The 18187-nt window shown below is 69.9% G+C and carries 19 protein-coding genes; 9 read left to right on the top strand and 10 right to left on the bottom strand.

From position 1 onward, the window contains the following. On the top strand, positions 1-285 hold a 285-nt coding region (locus BMY89_RS08275; protein WP_139217923.1), incomplete at its 5' end, for a transposase family protein. Between the two features lie 49 nt (positions 286-334). Here the strand turns inward: BMY89_RS08275 and BMY89_RS08270 are convergent. Then, positions 335-685, bottom strand: a complete 351-nt coding sequence (locus BMY89_RS08270) for a UBP-type zinc finger domain-containing protein (RefSeq protein WP_092377347.1) — start codon at positions 683-685, stop codon at positions 335-337. Positions 686-1200: 515 nt separating this feature from the next. Between BMY89_RS08270 and BMY89_RS08265 the strand changes: the two genes are divergently transcribed. Beyond that, a complete protein-coding gene (locus BMY89_RS08265; RefSeq protein WP_092377344.1) occupies positions 1201-2199 on the top strand; it encodes a glycoside hydrolase family 11 protein in 999 nt (332 codons plus the stop codon). A gap of 95 nt (positions 2200-2294) precedes the next feature. On the opposite strand, the gene helR is transcribed toward BMY89_RS08265, so the two are convergent. After that, positions 2295-4433, bottom strand: a complete 2139-nt coding sequence (gene helR / locus BMY89_RS08260) for an RNA polymerase recycling motor ATPase HelR (RefSeq protein WP_198413991.1) — start codon at positions 4431-4433, stop codon at positions 2295-2297. Positions 4434-4816: 383 nt separating this feature from the next. On the opposite strand from helR, the gene BMY89_RS08255 reads away from it, so the two are divergent. The 3 genes from BMY89_RS08255 to BMY89_RS08245 all read left to right on the top strand — a co-directional run bounded on the left by BMY89_RS08255 (position 4817) and on the right by BMY89_RS08245 (position 7007). Beyond that, positions 4817-5611: an alpha/beta hydrolase gene (locus BMY89_RS08255; protein WP_092377338.1), complete on the top strand. Its 795-nt coding sequence runs from the start codon at positions 4817-4819 to the stop codon at positions 5609-5611. After that, on the top strand, positions 5608-6399 hold the full coding sequence (locus BMY89_RS08250) for an MBL fold metallo-hydrolase (protein ID WP_092377335.1): 792 nt from the start codon (positions 5608-5610) through the stop codon (positions 6397-6399). The genes BMY89_RS08255 and BMY89_RS08250 overlap by 4 nt, the downstream gene beginning before the upstream one ends. A 185-nt stretch (positions 6400-6584) precedes the next feature. Continuing rightward, positions 6585-7007, top strand: a complete 423-nt coding sequence (locus tag BMY89_RS08245) for an OsmC family protein (protein WP_092377332.1) — start codon at positions 6585-6587, stop codon at positions 7005-7007. Positions 7008-7065: 58 nt separating this feature from the next. Here the strand turns inward: BMY89_RS08245 and BMY89_RS08240 are convergent, their stop codons facing one another. Both BMY89_RS08240 and BMY89_RS08235 read right to left on the bottom strand, forming a co-directional pair. Continuing rightward, positions 7066-8274, bottom strand: a complete 1209-nt coding sequence (locus tag BMY89_RS08240; protein ID WP_170147733.1) for a DUF2254 domain-containing protein — start codon at positions 8272-8274, stop codon at positions 7066-7068. A gap of 27 nt (positions 8275-8301) precedes the next feature. Continuing rightward, positions 8302-9441, bottom strand: a complete 1140-nt coding sequence (locus BMY89_RS08235) for a bifunctional NAD(P)H-dependent oxidoreductase/GNAT family N-acetyltransferase (RefSeq protein ID WP_092377327.1) — start codon at positions 9439-9441, stop codon at positions 8302-8304. A gap of 56 nt (positions 9442-9497) precedes the next feature. On the opposite strand from BMY89_RS08235, the gene BMY89_RS08230 reads away from it, so the two are divergent. Both BMY89_RS08230 and BMY89_RS08225 read left to right on the top strand, forming a co-directional pair. Further along, positions 9498-9947 carry a MarR family winged helix-turn-helix transcriptional regulator gene (locus tag BMY89_RS08230; RefSeq protein WP_092377324.1) on the top strand — a complete coding sequence of 150 codons (450 nt, stop codon included), beginning with the start codon at positions 9498-9500 and terminating at the stop codon, positions 9945-9947. A 122-nt stretch (positions 9948-10069) separates the two neighbouring features. Beyond that, a complete protein-coding gene (locus tag BMY89_RS08225; RefSeq protein WP_092377322.1) occupies positions 10070-10573 on the top strand; it encodes a VOC family protein in 504 nt (167 codons plus the stop codon). Here BMY89_RS08225 and BMY89_RS08220 read toward each other — a convergent pair. Together BMY89_RS08220 and BMY89_RS08215 are read right to left on the bottom strand one after the other, a co-directional pair. Then, positions 10538-11248, bottom strand: coding sequence for a hypothetical protein (locus BMY89_RS08220; RefSeq protein WP_092377319.1), 711 nt, complete (start codon positions 11246-11248; stop codon positions 10538-10540). The two genes, BMY89_RS08225 and BMY89_RS08220, sit on opposite strands and share 36 nt — an antisense overlap. A gap of 20 nt (positions 11249-11268) precedes the next feature. Further along, entirely contained in the window at positions 11269-12423 is a 1155-nt protein-coding gene (locus BMY89_RS08215; protein ID WP_170147734.1) for a branched-chain amino acid ABC transporter substrate-binding protein, read from the bottom strand. A 114-nt stretch (positions 12424-12537) separates the two neighbouring features. On the opposite strand from BMY89_RS08215, the gene BMY89_RS08210 reads away from it, so the two are divergent. Further along, positions 12538-13041: a COG4315 family predicted lipoprotein gene (locus BMY89_RS08210; RefSeq protein ID WP_092377313.1), complete on the top strand. Its 504-nt coding sequence runs from the start codon at positions 12538-12540 to the stop codon at positions 13039-13041. Here BMY89_RS08210 and BMY89_RS08205 read toward each other — a convergent pair. Both BMY89_RS08205 and BMY89_RS08200 read right to left on the bottom strand, forming a co-directional pair. After that, positions 12992-14317 carry a sensor histidine kinase gene (locus BMY89_RS08205; RefSeq protein ID WP_092377310.1) on the bottom strand — a complete coding sequence of 442 codons (1326 nt, stop codon included), beginning with the start codon at positions 14315-14317 and terminating at the stop codon, positions 12992-12994. The two genes, BMY89_RS08210 and BMY89_RS08205, sit on opposite strands and share 50 nt — an antisense overlap. Then, the gene (locus BMY89_RS08200) at positions 14314-14985 is read right to left on the bottom strand and encodes a winged helix-turn-helix domain-containing protein (protein ID WP_092377307.1); all 672 of its coding nucleotides are present in this window, start codon (positions 14983-14985) and stop codon (positions 14314-14316) included. Before BMY89_RS08200 ends, BMY89_RS08205 begins: the two co-directional genes overlap by 4 nt. A gap of 255 nt (positions 14986-15240) precedes the next feature. Between BMY89_RS08200 and BMY89_RS08195 the strand changes: the two genes are divergently transcribed. Next, a complete protein-coding gene (locus BMY89_RS08195) occupies positions 15241-15867 on the top strand; it encodes a DUF1349 domain-containing protein (protein ID WP_092377304.1) in 627 nt (208 codons plus the stop codon). Here the strand turns inward: BMY89_RS08195 and BMY89_RS08190 are convergent. Beyond that, complete coding sequence (locus tag BMY89_RS08190) at positions 15862-16407, bottom strand: hypothetical protein (protein ID WP_092377301.1); 546 nt, start codon at positions 16405-16407, stop codon at positions 15862-15864. The genes BMY89_RS08195 and BMY89_RS08190 overlap by 6 nt on opposite strands. A gap of 93 nt (positions 16408-16500) precedes the next feature. Beyond that, positions 16501-17784, bottom strand: coding sequence for a hypothetical protein (locus BMY89_RS08185; protein ID WP_092377299.1), 1284 nt, complete (start codon positions 17782-17784; stop codon positions 16501-16503). Positions 17785-18187: the final 403 nt, after the last annotated feature.

Below are 18187 nucleotides of genomic sequence, written 5' to 3'. Positions count from 1 at the left end.
GGCATCGACCAGAAGTTGGCCGGACGGGCGGTCATGGCCGACGGCGCCTACCGAGGCAACCCCGACGTGATCATCCCCTACCGCAAACCCACCGACGGCAGCGAACTCCCCGAGTGGAAGAAGGACCTGAACAAGCAGCACCGCACCGTCCGAGCCCAGGTCGAACACGCCCTGGCCCGCATGAAGAACTTCAAGATCCTGCGCGACTACCGCCGCGCCGCCCACACATTGACCGACACCGCTTCCGGCATCGCCCACCTCCACAACATCATCCTGCTCGGCTGACACCAGCACCGTTGCCAGGCAACGCCTTCACCGAGTTACGAGACGTCCTTTAGCGGTGCAGGTGCCGCTGCCAATCCGCGGGCACTCGCTGGGTCGGCCCCGGGGCGCCCTGGTCGAGCGGGCGGTGGACGGGTGCCGCGAGCGCGGGACCCTGCTCGTACATCACCTGCTCGTCGTAGTGCCAGAACCACTCCTCGCCCGGCTCGAAGCTACGCACCAGCGGGTGTCCGGTCGCGCCGGCGTGCGCAGTGGCGTGCTGGCCGGGCGAGGAGTCGCAGCATCCGACGTGGCCGCACTGGGCGCACCGCCGCAGATGGAACCACCAGCCGGGCGGCTCGGCAGCCTCACAGTCGGCACACCCCGTGCCACTGGGCGGCACCGCAGGATCAATGCCGTCCATGGATGGGTCCGTCCTCTTTGCCGCGGGTCGATGCCATCGAACAGTTCGGCCCCACCTTAACCGGCGCGGGTGCACGGTCCCGCCGCCGTCGTCCGGTCTCCGGCCACCTCCTGTCGTCCGAAAGGTTTTGGAAACTTCCGCTGGTGGCAGCCCCACATCCTGGTCGTGAGCCGGCGAGCCGCACAGCCGCGTCATGCGAAAATCCCCCCAGGTGTTGCTGCTGAGCAGCATCAACGCATCCCGACGCGGGCAGGCCGCCGGGTCCAGGTTTCCAGAGTATTTCCGGAAGTTGTTGACGGTTCGACCGCGACCGACCAATACTTCTGACCATCGACGCAGCTCAATTGTTGTCGATCATCGCGACCTACTCCGCCGGTCATCGTGCAGGGCGACCGGTCCACACCACCACCACCACGCGGTGCGACGCCGACAGTCAATGGCGGCCGCCCAGCCACCGAGACCCGCCGGTTCGTAGCGCACTGCTGGCCGCCGGCCAGCCGTCATGAGGAGGAAGCATGAACGACGGCCCCGTCCGACTGAGGAGTCGCGGGCGCGGACGCCTCAGGTCGCTCATCGGCGCGGCCTGTGCCGTAGCGCTGGTCACGACCGGAACCGTGGCGATCGCGACCAGCCCCGCCCACGCCCAGACCGTCACGTCGAACCAGGAGGGAAACCACAACGGCTACTTCTTCTCCTTCTGGAAGGACAGTGGCAACGTCTCCATGACCATGGGGAACGGCGGCCAGTACAGCACCCAGTGGAGCAACGTCAACAACTTCGTCGCCGGTAAGGGCTGGAACCCTGGCACGCGACGGAGCGTGACCTACTCGGGCACCTACAGCCCGAACGGCAACTCGTACCTGACCCTCTACGGCTGGACGAGAAGCCCGCTGGTCGAGTACTACATCGTGGACAGCTGGGGCTCGTGGCGGCCCCCGGGCGCCAACTCGATGGGCACGGTCAACACCGACGGCGGTACGTACGACATCTACCGCACGCAGCGGGTCAACCAGCCCTCGATCGACGGCACCCAGACGTTCTACCAGTACTGGAGCGTCCGGACCTCGAAGCGGGTGGGCGGCACCATCACCACCGGCAACCACTTCGACGCGTGGGCCAGCCGCGGCATGAACCTCGGCAACCACTACTACCAGATCATGGCCACCGAGGGATACCAGAGCAGCGGTAGCTCCAACATCACGGTGGGCACCGGCGCCTCCAACCCCGGCCCCACCACCCCGCCGCCCGGCAACGGCAACTGCTCGGTCAGCGTGAGCCGCGCCGACGAGTGGAGCGACCGGTTCAACGTGAACTTCTCGGTCAGCGGCAGCAGCAACTGGACCGTCAGCATCCGCACCAACGGCAGCCAGAGCCTCCAGAACAGCTGGAACGCCTCGGTCAGCGGCAGCAGCGGCACCCTGACGGCACGCCCGAACGGCAACGGCAACAACTTCGGCATCACGCTCTACAAGAACGGCAACAACACCACACCCACCGCCACCTGCTCCGCGTAGCCTGACGAACAAAGGGGTGGGGTGCCGGCAACCGCCGGCACCCCACCCTCATTTCCGTGCCGTATCGAGACCACCGCACGTTCGCGTGAGCGTCCTCATCGACTCGTCAGGATGACGAGTTGCCGAGTCGCTCGGGTCATCGCGACGTAATAGTCGACCGCTGCTTCGATGCCATGGCCGAAGTTCATCGGGTCGACGAGGACGACCAGGTCGAACTCGAGACCCTTGGACAACTCCGGGGTCAGCGATCGGACGCGGGACGTCGCCTGGAAGGTGGGATCGCCGATGACGCAGGCGATCCCGTCGGCGTGCTCGGTGAGCCAGGTGTCGAGGATCGAGCCCAGTTCGCGGAGAGCTCCGTGTACGACGGGGAGGCCGCTGCCACGGATGGAGGTCGGCACGTTGGCATCCGGGAGCACGGCTCGGATGACCGGCTCGGCTTCCGCCATGATCTCTTCCGGCGTCCGGTAGTTGATGCTCAGGCGGGCCAGTGTGATCCGGTCGAGCCCGATCCGCTCCAGCCGTTGCGGCCACGACTCCGGGAAGCCGTGCCGGGCCTGGGCGCGGTCCCCGACGATGGTGAAGCTGCGGGACGGGCAACGCAGCAGCAGCATCTGCCACTGCGCATCGGTCAGTTCCTGAGCCTCGTCCACCACGATGTGCGCGAACGGGCCGACGAGCCGGTCGGGGTCGGTGCCGGACAGTGCCGCGTCGTTGACGAGGGCATCCCGCATGTCCTGCCCGAGCAGCATCGGCATCACGCCCTCGGGGTCGTCATCGGCCTCGATCAGGTCTTCGACGACCCTGTCCATGTGCTCGCGCTCGGCCGCGAGAGCGGCATCGTGCCGACGCCGACGTCGTGACGCCTCCGGATCGCCGAGCCGCTGCCGCGCCGCGTCGAGCAGGGGCAGGTCGGACACCGTCCAGGCATGGGGGGCGCCACGCTGTAGCTTGCGGACCTGGTCCACGCTGAGCCAGGGAGCGCATCTGCGTAGGTAGGCGGGGACCGACCAGAGGTCGCCGACGAGGTCGGCCGGGTCGAGCAGCGGCCAGGCGCGGTTGAAGGTCGCCAGCAGATCCCTGTTCCGCAGCAGCGACCTGCGGACCAGGTCATCCGGCTCGTCGCCGTCGTACCTGTCCGTCAGGATCGTGAGCAACTCCGCCCAGATCTCGTCACGCGCCTCGTTGTGCGGGGTGCCGGGCCCTGGCGCCTCGAACGCCTCGGCCCAGTCGTCGGCGCTCAGCAGGATGTCGGACTCGTCGGTGGTGACCGTCATCGGAGCGGTGGGTGGCTCCTCGTAGAACCGAACGGCCGCCTCGATCGCCTGCACCATTTCCGCCGACGACTTCAGCAGGGCAACTGCCGGGTCGGTCTCGATGGCTGCCGTGGCGCCCTCGGGGACCAGGTCCCGCAGGGTGCAGGTCTGCACGTCCTCCTCGCCGAGGCTGGGCAGGACGTCGGCGACGTACGCCAGGTAGGGCTGGTGCGGGCCGACGAACAGCACACCGCCCCGTCGGTGACCGAGACGGGGATCGGCGTACCGGAGATAGGCGGTGCGGTGCAGCGCGACGACGGTCTTCCCGGTGCCCGGGCCGCCGTCGACGACGAGTGCGCCACTCGATCCCGCGCGGATGATCGCATCCTGGTCGGCCTGGATGGTGGCGAGGACGTCTCGCATCCGGGCCGACCGGTTGCTGCCCAGGCTGGCGATGAAGGCGGACTGGTCGTCGAGTGCGGCGTGCCCGTCAAGCCCGTCCAGGGTGAACACCTCGTCCCAGTAGTCGCTGATCCGGCCACCGGTCCAGCGATACCGGCGGCGGCTGGCCAGCCCCATCGGGTCGGCATGGGTCGCTGCGAAGAACGGCGCAGCTGCGGGAGAGCGCCAGTCGAGCAACAGCCGACGCCCCGCGCCGTCGGAGAGGCCACGTCGTCCGACGTACACGGGATCGGGGTCTGCTGCGCCGACCATGCGTCCGATGCACAGGTCCAGACCGAAGCGGCGCAGGGCGCGCAGGCGGGCGGTGAGTCGGTGGACCTCCATGTCCCGGTCCATCGCCCGTCGGCCCACGCCGCCGGGTGCCCTGAGTGCGGCGTCGAGGCGGCCGGACAGGTCGGCGAACAGCTGTCCGAGGCTCTCCCCGATGGCGGCGAAGTGCTGTTCATCGACGGCGATCAGCGCCGGGTCGGCCTTGGGGGAGAGACGTTCGGGGAGGTCGAACGCACTGGTGGTCAGCTGGTTCACGGCGCCAACTCCTATTTCCGCAGGTCATGGCCCGCGGCCAGCGATTCTGCGGCACGACCCGGGTCTTGCCGCAAGCCCCCCGACGCGGTATATGTTGAGAATGGCGGGGAGCGAGTCTTTCCTCCCCCTGCGCCGGTCCGCTGGGACGGATCTCCGGAACACTCCTGCCGCCGCCCTGGCGTGATGTTGCTGGCCCGGTGCCGGCCAATCGGGGCGGCCGCGCAACTCCGACAGTTGGGTGGCGAGGCTTCCGCGACCCGCATCGAGAATGCTCGAATACTCGGGTGCGCCGGGCCGTCGCACAGCATCCTCGACACGTACCAGGAACTGCTCAGCCGCTACCTGCCCACTCCTGTCCGGAAAGGACGCCTGACATGGCACCCGACACGATCGTGCTGGTCCACGGATTCTGGGTCACTCCGCGCAGCTGGGAGAATTGGATCAGCCACTACGAGGCCAAGGGCTTCCGGGTCATCGCTCCCTCCTACCCGGGCTACGAGGTCGAGGTGGAGGCCCTCAACGCCGACCCCACCCCGATCCTGAACTCCACGGTGCCGCAGATCATCGAGCACTACGAGAGCGTGCTCCGGGCACTGGAGACCCCTCCGATCATCATCGGCCATTCGGCCGGCGGGGCGTTCACCCAGATCCTGCTCGACCACGGCTTCGGCGCGGCCGGCGTGGCACTGAACTCCGCGCCCACCGAAGGCGTGCGAGTGGTGCCGCTGTCACAGGTCAAGTCGACCTTTCCGGTGCTCAAGAGCCCAGCCAACCGGCACAAGGCGGTGCCGTTGACCTTCGAGCAGTGGCAGTACGCCTTCACCAACACGTTCACCGAGGAGGAGGGCCGAGCGCTGTGGCAGCGCTACGCCATCCCGGCCAACGGCGGCATCCTCTGGGGCAGCGTGCTGGCCAACTTCCGACCCGGGCACCAGGACACCTGGGTCAACTACCACAACGACAGCCGTGCGCCGCTGCTCTTCGTCTCCGGATCCGAGGACCACATCATGCCACCGGCCATCCAGGAGTCGAACGCCAAGCACTACAAGTCGAACACCGTCACGGAGCGCCGTGAGTACCAGGGCTATGCGCACCTGCTGCCTGCGCAGAAGGGCTGGGAGCGAATCGCCGACGAGGTACTCGACTGGGCTGTGCAGCACGCGCGATGAGTGACCTGCGGATCACCCACATCGGCGGTCCGACCACGCTCATCGAGGTGGCCGGTTGGCGGATCCTGACCGATCCGACCTTCGACGCCCCCGGCCGGACCTACCGGTTCGGCTGGGGGACGGCGTCGCGGAAGTTGACCGGTCCGGCGGTGCCGGCGGACTCGCTCGGCAGCATCGACGCGGTGCTGCTGACCCACGATCACCATGCCGACAACCTGGACGACGCAGGCCGGGCCCTGCTGCCGGCGGCGGGTCAGGTCGTCACCACCGTGGCCGGCGGCCGCCGGCTCGGCGGGCGGGCCGTCGGGCTCGGGGCCTGGCAGGGCACCGAGCTGACCGCCCCGGGCCGGCCGACGATCGAGGTCACCGCGACGCCGTGCCGGCACGGACCGCCGCTGAGCCGGCCGGTTGCCGGCGAGGTCACCGGCTTCGTGCTGCGCTGGGAGGGCCAGCGGCACGGCCGGCTGTGGATCACTGGTGACACGGTGCTCTACCCCGGCGTGCGGCAGGTGGCCGACCGGTTCGCCATCGGCACGATGGTGCTGCACCTGGGCGCGGTGCAGTTCGGTCTGACCGGCCCGCTGCGCTTCACGATGACGGCCACCGACGGTGCCGAGCTGTGCGCCCTGGTCAAAGCGCATACGGTGCTGCCGGTGCACTACGAAGGCTGGGGCCACTTCACCGAGGGACGGGCCGCGATCGAGGCCGCTTTCGCCGTTGCCCCGGGCAGGGTACGGGAGAGCCTGCGCTGGCTCGCGCCCGGCACGGCCACGTACGTCACGGTCTGACCGGCATCCCGGTGGCGGCCCTCGGCCACCGGGGGCCTGCGGGACTGCGGTCGTCACGTCGCCTCGACGGTCTGGCTGGGCCGGTCGGTGCCAACCTGCCGGTCCCGGCGGGTCCAACGGCCCTGCCGTCGGTTGCCGCGCCGGGATCGGATGGAGGGGAGGTGAGGTACCGACGAGGAGGGGCCATGTCGTCCACGAGCAGCGAAGTCGGCCTGGACACGGTCGACGTGCGGTTCAACGCCGGTGAGGCGTACGAGATCCAGGTGCGCGGGCACTGCCTCCGCACCGACCAGCCCGTCGACGCCGGCGGCGCCGACACCGCGCCCACCCCGACTGAGCTGTTCGTCAGTTCGCTCGCCGCGTGCGTCGCGTACTACGCCGGACGCTACCTGAGCCGGCACGGGTACGGCCGGACCGGGCTGGAGGTGACGGCCTCGTTCGAGATGGCCACCGACCGCCCTGCCCGGGTCGCGGCCATCCGGATCACCCTGCGGCCACCGGCGGACCTGCCACCGGAGAAGTGGCCCGCGCTGCGAGCGGTGGCCGGTCACTGCACGGTGCACAACAGTGTGACGATCACGCCGGAGATCGAGCTCGACCTGGTCTGAGCCTGCCGTGGCCGGGTCTGCTGCGCGGGGGAGACGGTGACCGGGCGTCGGCGGGCCGTCAGTCGCTGTCGCCGGCTGACGACGGAAGACGACGCACGATCGCCGTCAGGTGGGCGGGGAGCGCGATTGTCGCCAGGTCACCGACGATCTCGTCCAGCAGCCGTGCGACGCGAGGCTGCTGACCGGAGAGGAGCCGGACGTCGTCGATGACCATGGCCAGGAGGGTGTCGTACGCGATGCCGTTCATCCGGACGCGGACCGTGCCGTCACGGTCCCGGACGACGTGGGTCGGATCGGGGCGTATCGCGAGTCGGCGGAGGAGGTCGTGCGTTTCCTGCAGGGCCCGCACCGCCGTGGTGACGTCGTTGATCCCCGGGGACAGCGCGCGTTCGGCGATGTCGGCCAGTTGCCGGAAGCCGAAGCCGAGGTCCTGTCCCGGGGTGCGTTCCACTCCGATGGTCATCCCCTGGTTGATCCGGTCGGCCGGCACCGACCGGGCCGCCGGGCTGTCGGTGGCCCGGTGGACGCGCACCAACGGCGCTCCCTCGACGACGAAGTCACCCGGCACGGGGAGGACGGTGATGGCGCAGTCGTACTGGCGTGCCAGTCGAGCGAGCAGGGCGAGGTCGACGTGACTGAGCATCCCCGGTTCCACGGCCGGCACGGTCTGCGTGACCTCGCCGAGCACGGCCGCCTGCGGCTCGTCCGGCGGGGGGAGACGCTCGATCGAGCGCCGGGTCTGCGCGCCGATCGAGGCGATGATCTGCGACACCCGCATCACCGTGGTGATGTGGTGCAGGTAGTAGATGAAGATGCCACTGCTGGCGAGGACGAGCGCCATCGACACCGCGAGAGACAGCTCCGGCAGTCCCTCGTCTTCCTCGGCCGGCAGTGCGGCGAGCACCACCATCGCGAACAGGAAGGTGGCGACGAAGGTACCGAGCGTCGCCTGGATGATCCGGTCCTGGAGGAAGGTCCGCAGGACCCGTGGGGAGTACTGGCTGCTGGTCAGTTGCAGGGCCACGATCGTGATGGAGAAGACCAGCGCGGTGAAGGAGATCATCGCCGTGATGATCGATGACAGCAGCGACCGGGCGCCGGCAGGGCCGCCGGGCAGGATCCCCCCGAACGGGAGGTTCAGCCGGAACTCCAGTGCGGACAGGCCGATCGCCGATGCCACCGCGCCCACCGCGAAGACCGCAGGGAGCAGCCAGAAGCCATCCCGCACCTCGGTGAGCCGCGCGGACGCGGTGCCGGTCCGACTCACGACGCCCCAAATTCCGATGTCATGCCATCATCCTGGCGCACGCTGGGGTTCCGGACACCCAGTCTGTCGACCCGGTCCGGTCGACAGCCGTGGCTTGACCAGGTGGACACTGCCGTCCGGGGTGTCCTCGGCGGTGGTGACGGCGTAGCCGGCGCGCTCGTAGAGCCTGATGTTGCGGGTGCTGCGATGGCCGGTGAACAACGCGAAGTGGGTGGTCTCCTCGGGAGCCTGCCCCTCGGCGTGCGAGAGCAGCCAGGAGCCGATGCCGGTGCCGGCCTGGTCGGGCGCCACCATGAGCCGACCGATCAGCCATGCCCGCTCGTGCGCCCGGGCGCGGACCGCCGCGACGAGGCGACCGTCGCGGCGTACGCACCACAGCCGCCAGGTCGACATCGATGCGCGCAGTTCGTCGAGGGTCTCCCGCAGTGGCGCCAGGTCGAGGGTGTCGTTGGCGAGGGCCTCCTGCACCCAGCAGCAGCGCTGGAGTACGAGCAACTCCGCCAGGTCCTCAGCGCGGCCCTCGGCCAGGGCGAGGGCGTTGACCGGCCCGCGGACGCCGGTGTGCTCGCCCTCGGTCTCGATGCGCAGCGGCCGCATCGCACGGGCCACCCGGCCCAGTTCGAGGAGCACTCCACGGGCGGCTCGATCCAGTGCCGCGGAACCGGTCACCTGGCCCTCGCGGGTGTTGTCCGCGATGCGCAGGGCGACGGTGGCGCCGATGGGCATCATCCGCAGGGTGGTGACGACCTGCTTCGTCATCTGCACCGAGCGGGTGCCGGCTGAGGTGTTGCCGTAGCTGACGAAGCCCACCGGCTTCCACGCCCACTCCTGGTAGAGGAAGTCGAGGGCGTTCTTCAGCACGGCGGGCATGCCGAAGTTGTACTCGGGTGTCACCACCACGAACGCGTCGGCGGCCGCGACCGTCCGGCTCCACCGGCGGGTGTGCTCGTGTACGTAGCTGCCGCTGGAGGGGTGTTCCGGCTCGTCGAGCAGCGGCAGTCCGACGTCGGCCAGATCCGCGATGTCGACGACCAGCCCATCGGTTGCGGCGTGCGGTCGGGTCGTCCGCGCGAACCAGTCGGCGATCGCGGGTCCGAGCCGACCGGGGCGGGTGCTCGCGACGATGACGAGGACGCGCAGCGGTGTGTCAGGAAATCTCAGTGACATGTCAACGAAAGTACTGTGCCGTTTGATGATGTGTCAACGAGTTGTATGATCGCCGAGTGGACGCCCCCTGGCTCAGTGCGGACGAGGAGCAGGCGTGGCGTGCCTTCCGACGCCTGCTCGTCGCGCTGCCCGCCCGGATCGGCCGGGACCTTGCCCACGACTCGGGGCTGTCACCGGCGGACTACGAGGTGCTGAGCACGTTGTCGGAGAAGCCCGACCGGCGGTGGGCGCTGAAGGACCTGGCCGCCAAGATGGAGTGGTCGCGCAGCCGCCTGTCCCACCACGCGGCCCGCATGCAGGCCCGGGGGCTCATCGACAAGGAGCCCGACCCGCAGGACGCCCGGGGCTGCATCCTGCACCTGACCGACGTCGGCTACCGGGTCCTCGCCGAAGCGGCGCCACACCACGTCGTCTCCGTCCGATCCCGCTTCCTCGACCAGGTGAGCAGCGACGAACTCGCGATGCTGCGCAAGCTCTCGACCCGCATCGCCGACCTGCCCGACTGAGGAATCAACTTCACCGACCGAGAGTTGATCGAGGAGGCCGTAGCGGTGCGGGCGGCCAGGCCATCGGATGATCGTGAGGGTCGGCAGCGGCGCTCACCGACACGGACAGGAGGTCGACAGCGGTGAGCTCATCAGAGGTACCCGCCTCACCGGTACGCCAGTTGCGGCTCGTGGTGGCGGCGGACGACTACGAGACGGCGGTGCGGTTCTACCGCGACGTGCTCGGCCTGCCGGAACAGGCGGCATTCTCCAGCGGCGACGGTGCCCGGGTGGTGATCCTGGACGCGGGCCGCGCGACGCTGGAGATCGCCAACCCGGCGCAGCAGCGGATGATCGACGACGTCGAGGTGGGGCGACAGGTGGCACCGCACATCAGAGTCGCGTTCGAGGTCGACGACACCGCCGCCACCACCGACCGGCTGGTCGCCGCCGGCGCCGAGCAGGTGGCAGCACCCACCACCACGCCGTGGCACTCGGTCAACGCCCGCCTCGACGCCCCAGCCGGGCTGCACATCACCGTGTTCCAGGAGCTGCGTACGCCCGACGAGCGCGCCGCGCTCGACGGCTTCGGTACCGACCCGGCCCGATCGTCACCGTCCGACGCCGAGGACGGCGGGCCACTCTGACCGGCGTGCCGCGCCGACCGTCGCCGGCCGGTCCGGCGTGCCGGTCAAGGTGAGCAGACGGTGGACCCCGCGTAGGTCGCGGATCACCACCGCATGGGCGGCACCGGTCCGCTGGTGCGAGGTGTCGATCCGCAGCACGGCCGCCGCCTCGCACAGCATCTCGGCCGCGAACGGCACCGTGGTGCGGACCTGGACGGCCCGCTCGCCCGGCCGGACCGGATGCAGCAACAGGGCCATCCGCCACAGCGCCACCGCCGCGCCGGGGCTGCCCTGGCCGGTGCCGGGGGCGAAATCGCGCCGGCAGCCGCGCCAGACCACGGTGAGCGCCCGCAGCACCCGGTGGTAGTCGTTGCGGGGCACAGTGACCGAGAAGCGGGGCGACCCGCCGTCCCCGGATTCCGCCACCACCGCCCAGGTGAAGCCGGTGAGGGCCCGGGCCAGCCGGGACGCCACCGGCTCGTGGTCGGTCTGCGCCAACGGAAGGTGTGGCTGGCGTACCGGCGAGCCGGTCTGCAAGGGGGAGCGGAAGGTGGTGGGCCGCAGCTGGCGCCAGGCCAGGGCCGCCTCGACGATGCCATGTTCACTCAGCGGTGCCTCGCGCAGCAGCAGCCGGGTGTCCGGCGGCGGGCGCCGTGTTCGATGGTGACCGATGCTGGCCGGGCTGACGATGGTCATTGTGGCGACTCCGGGGTATCTCAGGGAATGGGCCGGTCCGCCACCAGCGCCCTGCCTCGGACCTGGTAGGACCAGACGGTGACGGATGAGTCGACGAGCTCGCCCGACGGGGTGAACCGCACCGTGGTGGTGAGGCCGGGTCCTTCGTAGGAACTGACGAAACGAACCATGGCGCGCCGGCTGAGCCGGTCGGCCTCGATGCCGCGCAGGAAGACCGTCGCCGCGTCGTACCCCTCGGCGCTGAAGGTCCCGGGCGGCCGGCCGAACATGTCGTGGTAGTCCCGGGTGAACGAACCGCCGACGGTCTCCGGGGGACGACAGGGGCAGGTGATGACGGCATCCTGGGCGGCCGTGAGCCCTGCTTCGGCAACGAACCCGTCGTCCTTGACCCCGTCGCCGGCCACGAAGGTCGCCGTCACGCCCGCCGCCCGGGCCTGGCGCAGCAGTCGCCCTGCCTCGCCGTAGTAGCCGCCGTAGAAGATGGTGTCCGGGGCGGCTGCCTGGATCTGGGTGACGATGTCGCCTATGTCGGCGCGGCCGGGCGGCATCGTGATGCTCTGCACCACCCGGTCACCCAGCACCTCGATCACCTTGCTGGCCAGACCCTGCCCGTACGCGCCGGCGTCGTCGATGACGAACACCTTCCGGCCAGCCAGGACGGTGTCGATGTACCGGCCGGCGGCCGGCCCCTGGGTGTCGTCACTACCCAGCACCCGGTGGAAGGTGGCCCAGCCGCGTTCGCTGAGACTGGCCGCGGTGGCCGAGGCGCTGATGGTGGCCACGCTGCCCTGGTCGAGCAGCGGGTTGGCGGCCTCCGACTCGCCGGAGAAGGCCGGCCCGACCACGCCGAGTATCCGCTGGTCGGCGACGACCTGTTGGGCCAGCGCCGGGGCCCGTTTCGGGTCGCCCTGGGAGTCGAAGTCCACGACCCGCACCGGGCAGTCGGGCCGGTCGCGGTTGTACTGGTCGACCGCGAGGCGTACGCCCTCGCCGATGTTGCGACCGAGATTGGCCGACTCGCCGCTGAGTGGGCCGAAGACCGCGATCCGCGCGGAACAGGCGTCGACGGCCGCGGTGCCGGCGACGGGAGTGCTCACGCAGCCGGAGAGCACGGACAGCAGCGCCACCGGCGCGAGTACCGTGCGCCGGATTCCGCCGAACCTGTCTGCCGCCATTCGCCCCTCACGCCGTCCGCCGTGCCTGCCACCCCCGGCGCCGGTCAGCGCAACCGACACACGTGGTGCGACTCGCATTGTGGTCCGGCGCGAATGAGGATTTGATGAGGCGTCATGAGAATTGTCGCGGCCGCCGGCCGGCGCGTGTCGGTCGCGGTGGCCACGACGCTGCTGCTGACCGGCTGCGACCGGCTGCCGGACGCGGCACCGACGCCGCCGGCAGGTTCGACGCTGTCGGCGCACCCGTCGGGGCTGTTCGCCAGCACCTCGCGGACGCTGGGCGCCGTGGTGATCGACGGTCAGGGTTACGTGCTGTACCGGTCCGACCGGGACAGTCGGTCGCCGTCCCGGTCGCGGTGCACCGGCAGTTGCCTCCAGCGCTGGCTGCCGGCACCGGCCGCGTCCGACCTGCGGGTGGTGGGCATCAACCGGCAACTGGTCGGTACCCTGGCGCGCCCGGACGGGCAGGTGCAGCTCACCCTCGACGGGTGGCCGCTCTACGGTTACGTCGGTGACCGGGCACCCGGCGACGCCACCGGTCAGGAGGTCGACGGCGTCTGGCGGGTGGTCAGACCCGACGGTACCGCCGCCAACGGGAGACCCGGTCCGGGAGAGTGAGCACGGCGTCGGTCCCACCGGCCGCGCCGGATTCGAGCCGTAGTTCGCCACCGTGCAGGATGGCCACCCACGCGGTGATGGCCAGCCCCAGTCCCACCCCGTCGGCCGCCCCGGTACGGAACCGCTGGCGGGTCGGGTCCACGGACCAGTCACCGAGCCCGGGCCCCTCGTCGCCGACCCGGACCTCGCCCTGGCTCACGGTCAGCGTCAGTTGGCACGGCCGCCGGTCGATCCGGCCGTGCCGGATCGCGTTGGTCACCAGGTTCTGCACCGCCATCCGGACCAGCGTGGGATCACCGTTGGTGACGACCGGCTCCGTCACGATGTGCGCCGTGTGGGGTGGCTGGACGTGCTCCGCAACCACCTCCTCGGCGAGCTGGTCCAACCTGAAGGGCTGGCGTTCCAGGTCCCGTAGCCCGGCGACCAGCCGGGCCCGGGTCAGCAGGGCATCGACCGAGTCGGCGAGCCGCTCGGTGGAGCGCAACACCTGGCGCAGCGTCTCCGGTTGCCGACCCGGATCCGTCAATGCGGCCTCGGAGAGCAGCCGCATCGCGGTGAGCGGGGCGCGCATCTCGTGCGCGGCGTCGGCGATGAACCGTTCCTGCTGCCCCAGGGTCTCCACCGCAGGACGGGTGCCGCGCCGCGCCAGCAGGTGACCGCCGACGCCGGTGACCAGCATGAAGAGGACACCGCCGGCGACCAGCGAGCCGGCCAGCCGACGGTGGGCCTGTTGCCCCGGGCGGGGGTCGCCCACCGCGATGACCGTGCCAGCCACCCCGGTGGTCACCGGGTGCCGGAAGGGCATCGCCAGTAGGCGCAGCCGCTCGCCGTACCCGTCGGCGACGTCGGTGCTCAACCCGACCCCGGTGCGCCACACTGACCGGGCCGGCCCGGTCAGCTCGGCTGCCGGGATGACCGGCAGCTGGGCCGGGTGGGCGAAGACGAGTGTGACGTCGTCACGCAGCCCCTCGAAGACGAACACCCCGGCCGAACCCTGCGCGGTCGGATCGGTGCTCAGATTTCCCAGGTCGAGCGCGCCAGAGTCGTAGGAGAGCAACGCCACGGCGGTGCTGGCCGCGCGCAGCAACTCCGCCGCCTCCACCTCTTCGCGCTGCTCCGCGTGGATCAGCAGCGCGACCCCGCCCATGCCGACGAGCCCGGCCGTGTTGAGGACCAGCAGCAGCACGGTCAACCAGGTCCGCAACCGGCCCAGGCGGGCCGCGCTCTGCAGCGACGTCGGTCGCCGGCCGTCCGCCCGGCCGCGCCGGAGGTTCACTTCCGCTCCGTGGCCGCGAGCCGGTACCCCGCCCCCCGTACGGTGGTGATGATCTGCGGTTCGCCGAGCTTGCGACGCAGCTGGGCGATGATCACGTCGACCACGTTCGACGCCGGATCGGCCATCTCGTCCCAGCAGTGCTCGATCAGCTCGCTACGACTCACCACCGCCGGATGGTGGATCAGAAGCATCTCGAGGACGGAGAACTCCTTGGGCGTGACGGTGAGCAGCACACCCGCCCGGCGTACCTGCCGGCGAGCCGCGTCCACCTCGATGTCGTCCACCCGCAGGACCGTCGGGCGGGTGGCACCGTTGCGCCGACACAACGCGCGTACCCGCTGGACCAGTTCGGCGGTGGAGAACGGCTTGGCCACGTAGTCGTCGGCGCCCGCTTCGAAGCCGGCGACCCGGTCCCGTACGTCGTCCATCGCGGTCAGCATCAACGCCGGGACCGCCAGCCCGCGCCGCCGGAGCCGGTACAGCTGGTCGGCGGAGTCGCCGTCGGAGAGCATCCGGTCCAGCACCAGACAGTCGTACGCGTTCATGGTCAGGTTCAGCTCGGCGTGGCTCCAGCAGGCAGCCTCGTCGACGGCGAGCCCGGCGGACCGCAACGCGATGACGACCGCGTCGCGTACCTGCCCGTCGTCCTCGATTACCAGGACTCGCATGCGCGGCGGGGATAGGCTCGGCGTCCGCGTCGGCGCGGTGACCCGAGCCGAGGCGGCCGTGTCGGCACCGCGCTCGTCGAGTGGTACGCCCCCGTCATGGCATTCTCCATAGCTCCTGGGTGAACCACCTGCTGGTGGTCGTCGACCGGCGCTGGCCACCATATCGTGCCACCGGAGCCGGGCGACTCGGCGACCGGATGGACCTACACTCGCCATCGCGTCTCGTCCACGTCGATACCGATCGGGAGCCCTGCCATGAGCGAGTTGCTGGACGTGCCCCAGTTTCCCTTCCCAGTCACCGCGTCGCATCCGGGAGTGTGGCGACGTGACCAGCAGTCGGCAGCCGTCATCGCCACCGCCCCCGCGCAGACCGACTTCTACATCAACCCCGGCGGCGCGGACTCCACGGACGCCGAGACGACGCTCACCGGCGCGACCCTGCTCGGCTTGCCGCCCGCCGGCGACTTCCAGTTCAGCTGCCGGGTGAGCGTCGACTTCCGATCCCAGTACGACGCCGGCGTGCTGATGCTGTGGGCCGACGAGCGGCACTGGGCGAAATTCTGTTTCGAGCTCTCCCCGTCCTCATCACCGATGATCGTCTCCGTCGTCACCCGAGGAGTCTCCGACGATGCCAACGCCTTCGTCGTCGACGACCGCACGGTGTGGCTGCGGGTCTCCCGCATCGACCGGTCCTACGCCTACCACGCCTCGACCGACGGTACGACCTGGCAGCTGGTCCGGGTCTTCCGTCTCGACGACGAGATCGCCGACCACCGGATCGGTTTGGAAGCCCAGTCGCCCAGCGGCGACGGCTGCACCGTCACGTTCGACCACATCAGCTTCACCTCGCAGCGGCTCACCGAGCTCCGCGACGGCTCATGACCGTCGACGTCGTTGCAGCAACCGCGCCACGATCAGGGGTAGCAGGTGCAGCACGACAACGAGCAGCACGGTCAGCGGGGCGATCTGACTGACGGAAAGCCCCTGCAGTGCCAGCACCAACCACGCGCCCGCGCCGGAGACCAGCGCGTGGATCACGAGCCGCAGCATGGTCCGGTGAGCCGGCGGATCCAGCTCGGCGACGTATGGCTTGGTGGCGTCAGCGGTGGCGGGCCTGCCGGACCGTCGCCTCAGCGGCGTGACCATCGCCGTGATCGCGATCAGGATGGCGAACTTCAGCGCCCACAGGGCAGTCGTCCCGACGCTGGCGTCGTTGGTCACCGCCGGCACGGCGACGGTCGCGGCCGCGAACACGACGAAGGCCGGCGGCCAGGTGAAGACCACGGCGGCAACCGCCGCCTGCCCGATCCTGCTCGGCAGACTGACCTGCGGTTGGACCTGCTGCTCGATGCCGGCGATCACCTCGGCCGAGGCCCACCTCAGCTTGCCGGCCGAGTGCGGGTCGGGCGTCGGGAGTGACATGCGGCCAGCCTAGAACCCGGGTCAAAGCTGACCGGTAGCCGACCTGCTGTCCCTGCACCAGCCCGCGTTGCCGCGCGGGCGAGCTGGACGGACCTATTTGTCGAGCACTCGGTCGAGGTAGCTCTGCGCGTCGTAGGATGTCGCGCCGAGGGCGTGGGCGTAACCCTGGAGGCTCACCAACTCCGTCCCCGAGGTGGCCTTTCTCACCTTGGTGAACAACGGCTCCAGCACCCCCCGGAAGTAGGCGTTGGCCAGGTCTTGTGTGGTGATCAGCCCACGGTCGACCAGAAACTCGACTCCCGCCCGTTGGCTGGCGTACTGCGCGTCGTTGCGGACCGCCGTGTCGGCCGACTCCGCCAGCAGTAGCCGGGTGAAGTACTCGGTGGCTCCCTCGTTGAAGTCCCAGCCCAGTACGGCACGGAACGAGCGGTGGGAGAGCTTGTGCATGGCCTCGTGGTACTCGGTGCCGGTGCCGAGATGGTCGACGCGTACGTAGATGTGCTCGTCGAGGCGTACCCCGGGGCTGGTCAACCCCTGCTGGAAGAGTTCGGGGCGATCCAGGCGGGCCTGCTCGATCTCGCCGTCGTCGACCGGCATCCGGCGAAGCACGAAGACCGCGCCCATCTCACGCGGGGTCGGGTAGTGGAGCTGCTGGTCGGTGAGCCACACCGTGCCAGGCACGTAGGGCTTGACGAGGGTGGCGGTGGTGGCGAAGCGGGCTGTGACGGTCGCGGCCGACAAACGGGTCGCCGTGCCCCGCTCCTGAGCCTCGATCACGTGCGAGTCGTCGACGCCTTCGACGTCGTCGGGGGAGACCGAGACGTACACGTCGTCGATGGGTAGCAGGATGGAGAACGGCGCGAGTTGATCCTGCCAGGTCGGGTCGTCGACGACCAACTGCTTGGCATATCGGCCCGGCGGGACGGTGACCACATCCGGCGCATCGGTCCAGGTGGTGCCCTTCACCTCGGTCTTCAACACGATCTCGGCAAGTTCCCCGTAGTGCTGACGCTTCCCGGCCCAGAACGTCTCCAGCAACTGTCCCTTCGATTGTGCGGCTATCAGTTCAATGTTCAGTTCGGTCACTCGGTAGGCGGGATCGCGCAGAAACTCGCGGGCCGCCCAGACCCGCACATCTCCCGGTGCCAGGGCGAGCACCAGGGCTTGGCCGTCAGGTGCCGCAGCCCACACGGACTCGTCGATACCGGTGCTACCGATGACGATCGGCATCAGGTACTCGATCTGATCGGTCAGTCGCGCGCCGACCTGGTGACCGTCTCCCACCGCATAGGTCGGGATCTCGTCGTACTTCTTCAGCGGTGCGCCGTCCAACGCGAATGGTTGCGGGTGGGCGGTCCAACCCTTCTCAAAGGGCATGAGGTCTCCGTCTCAGAGGGGGTGGTCGAGGCCGGCGGGAATCGTTCTGCCGCTCCTCTGTCCGGTGACGCTACGCGTTGTCCACGTAGCCCTCCGCGTTCTGTAAGCAATGCGGCAGCAGGTAGCTGGCTACCAGAGACCCGTGGGGGCATGGCAGCCGCGCTGCCGCCCGCACCGACGGGAAATGGCACCGGGCGGTAGCCGGGGGCGCGTACACTGCCTGGCGGTCGGCCGCGCTCGGATCGCGGCCCTCGCGCGAGGCGGTGGAGATGGACGTGGTGCTTGCCGCGGTCCGCCGTTCGCGCCTGCGACGACGATAGTCGTCCGCACCTTCGCGCGTTCCTCCCGTCGTGCCCGCATTCCTGGTGCGGCCGGCAAGCCTCGTGACGATCCCGTTCATCCC

Origin of the sequence: Micromonospora phaseoli, from assembly GCF_900109115.1 — a bacterium.
Taxonomy (GTDB): Bacteria; Actinomycetota; Actinomycetes; order Mycobacteriales; family Micromonosporaceae; genus Micromonospora; species Micromonospora phaseoli.
The sequence above is the reverse complement of the archived record's forward strand: the minus strand, read 5'-3'. Positions and strand labels throughout refer to the sequence as shown.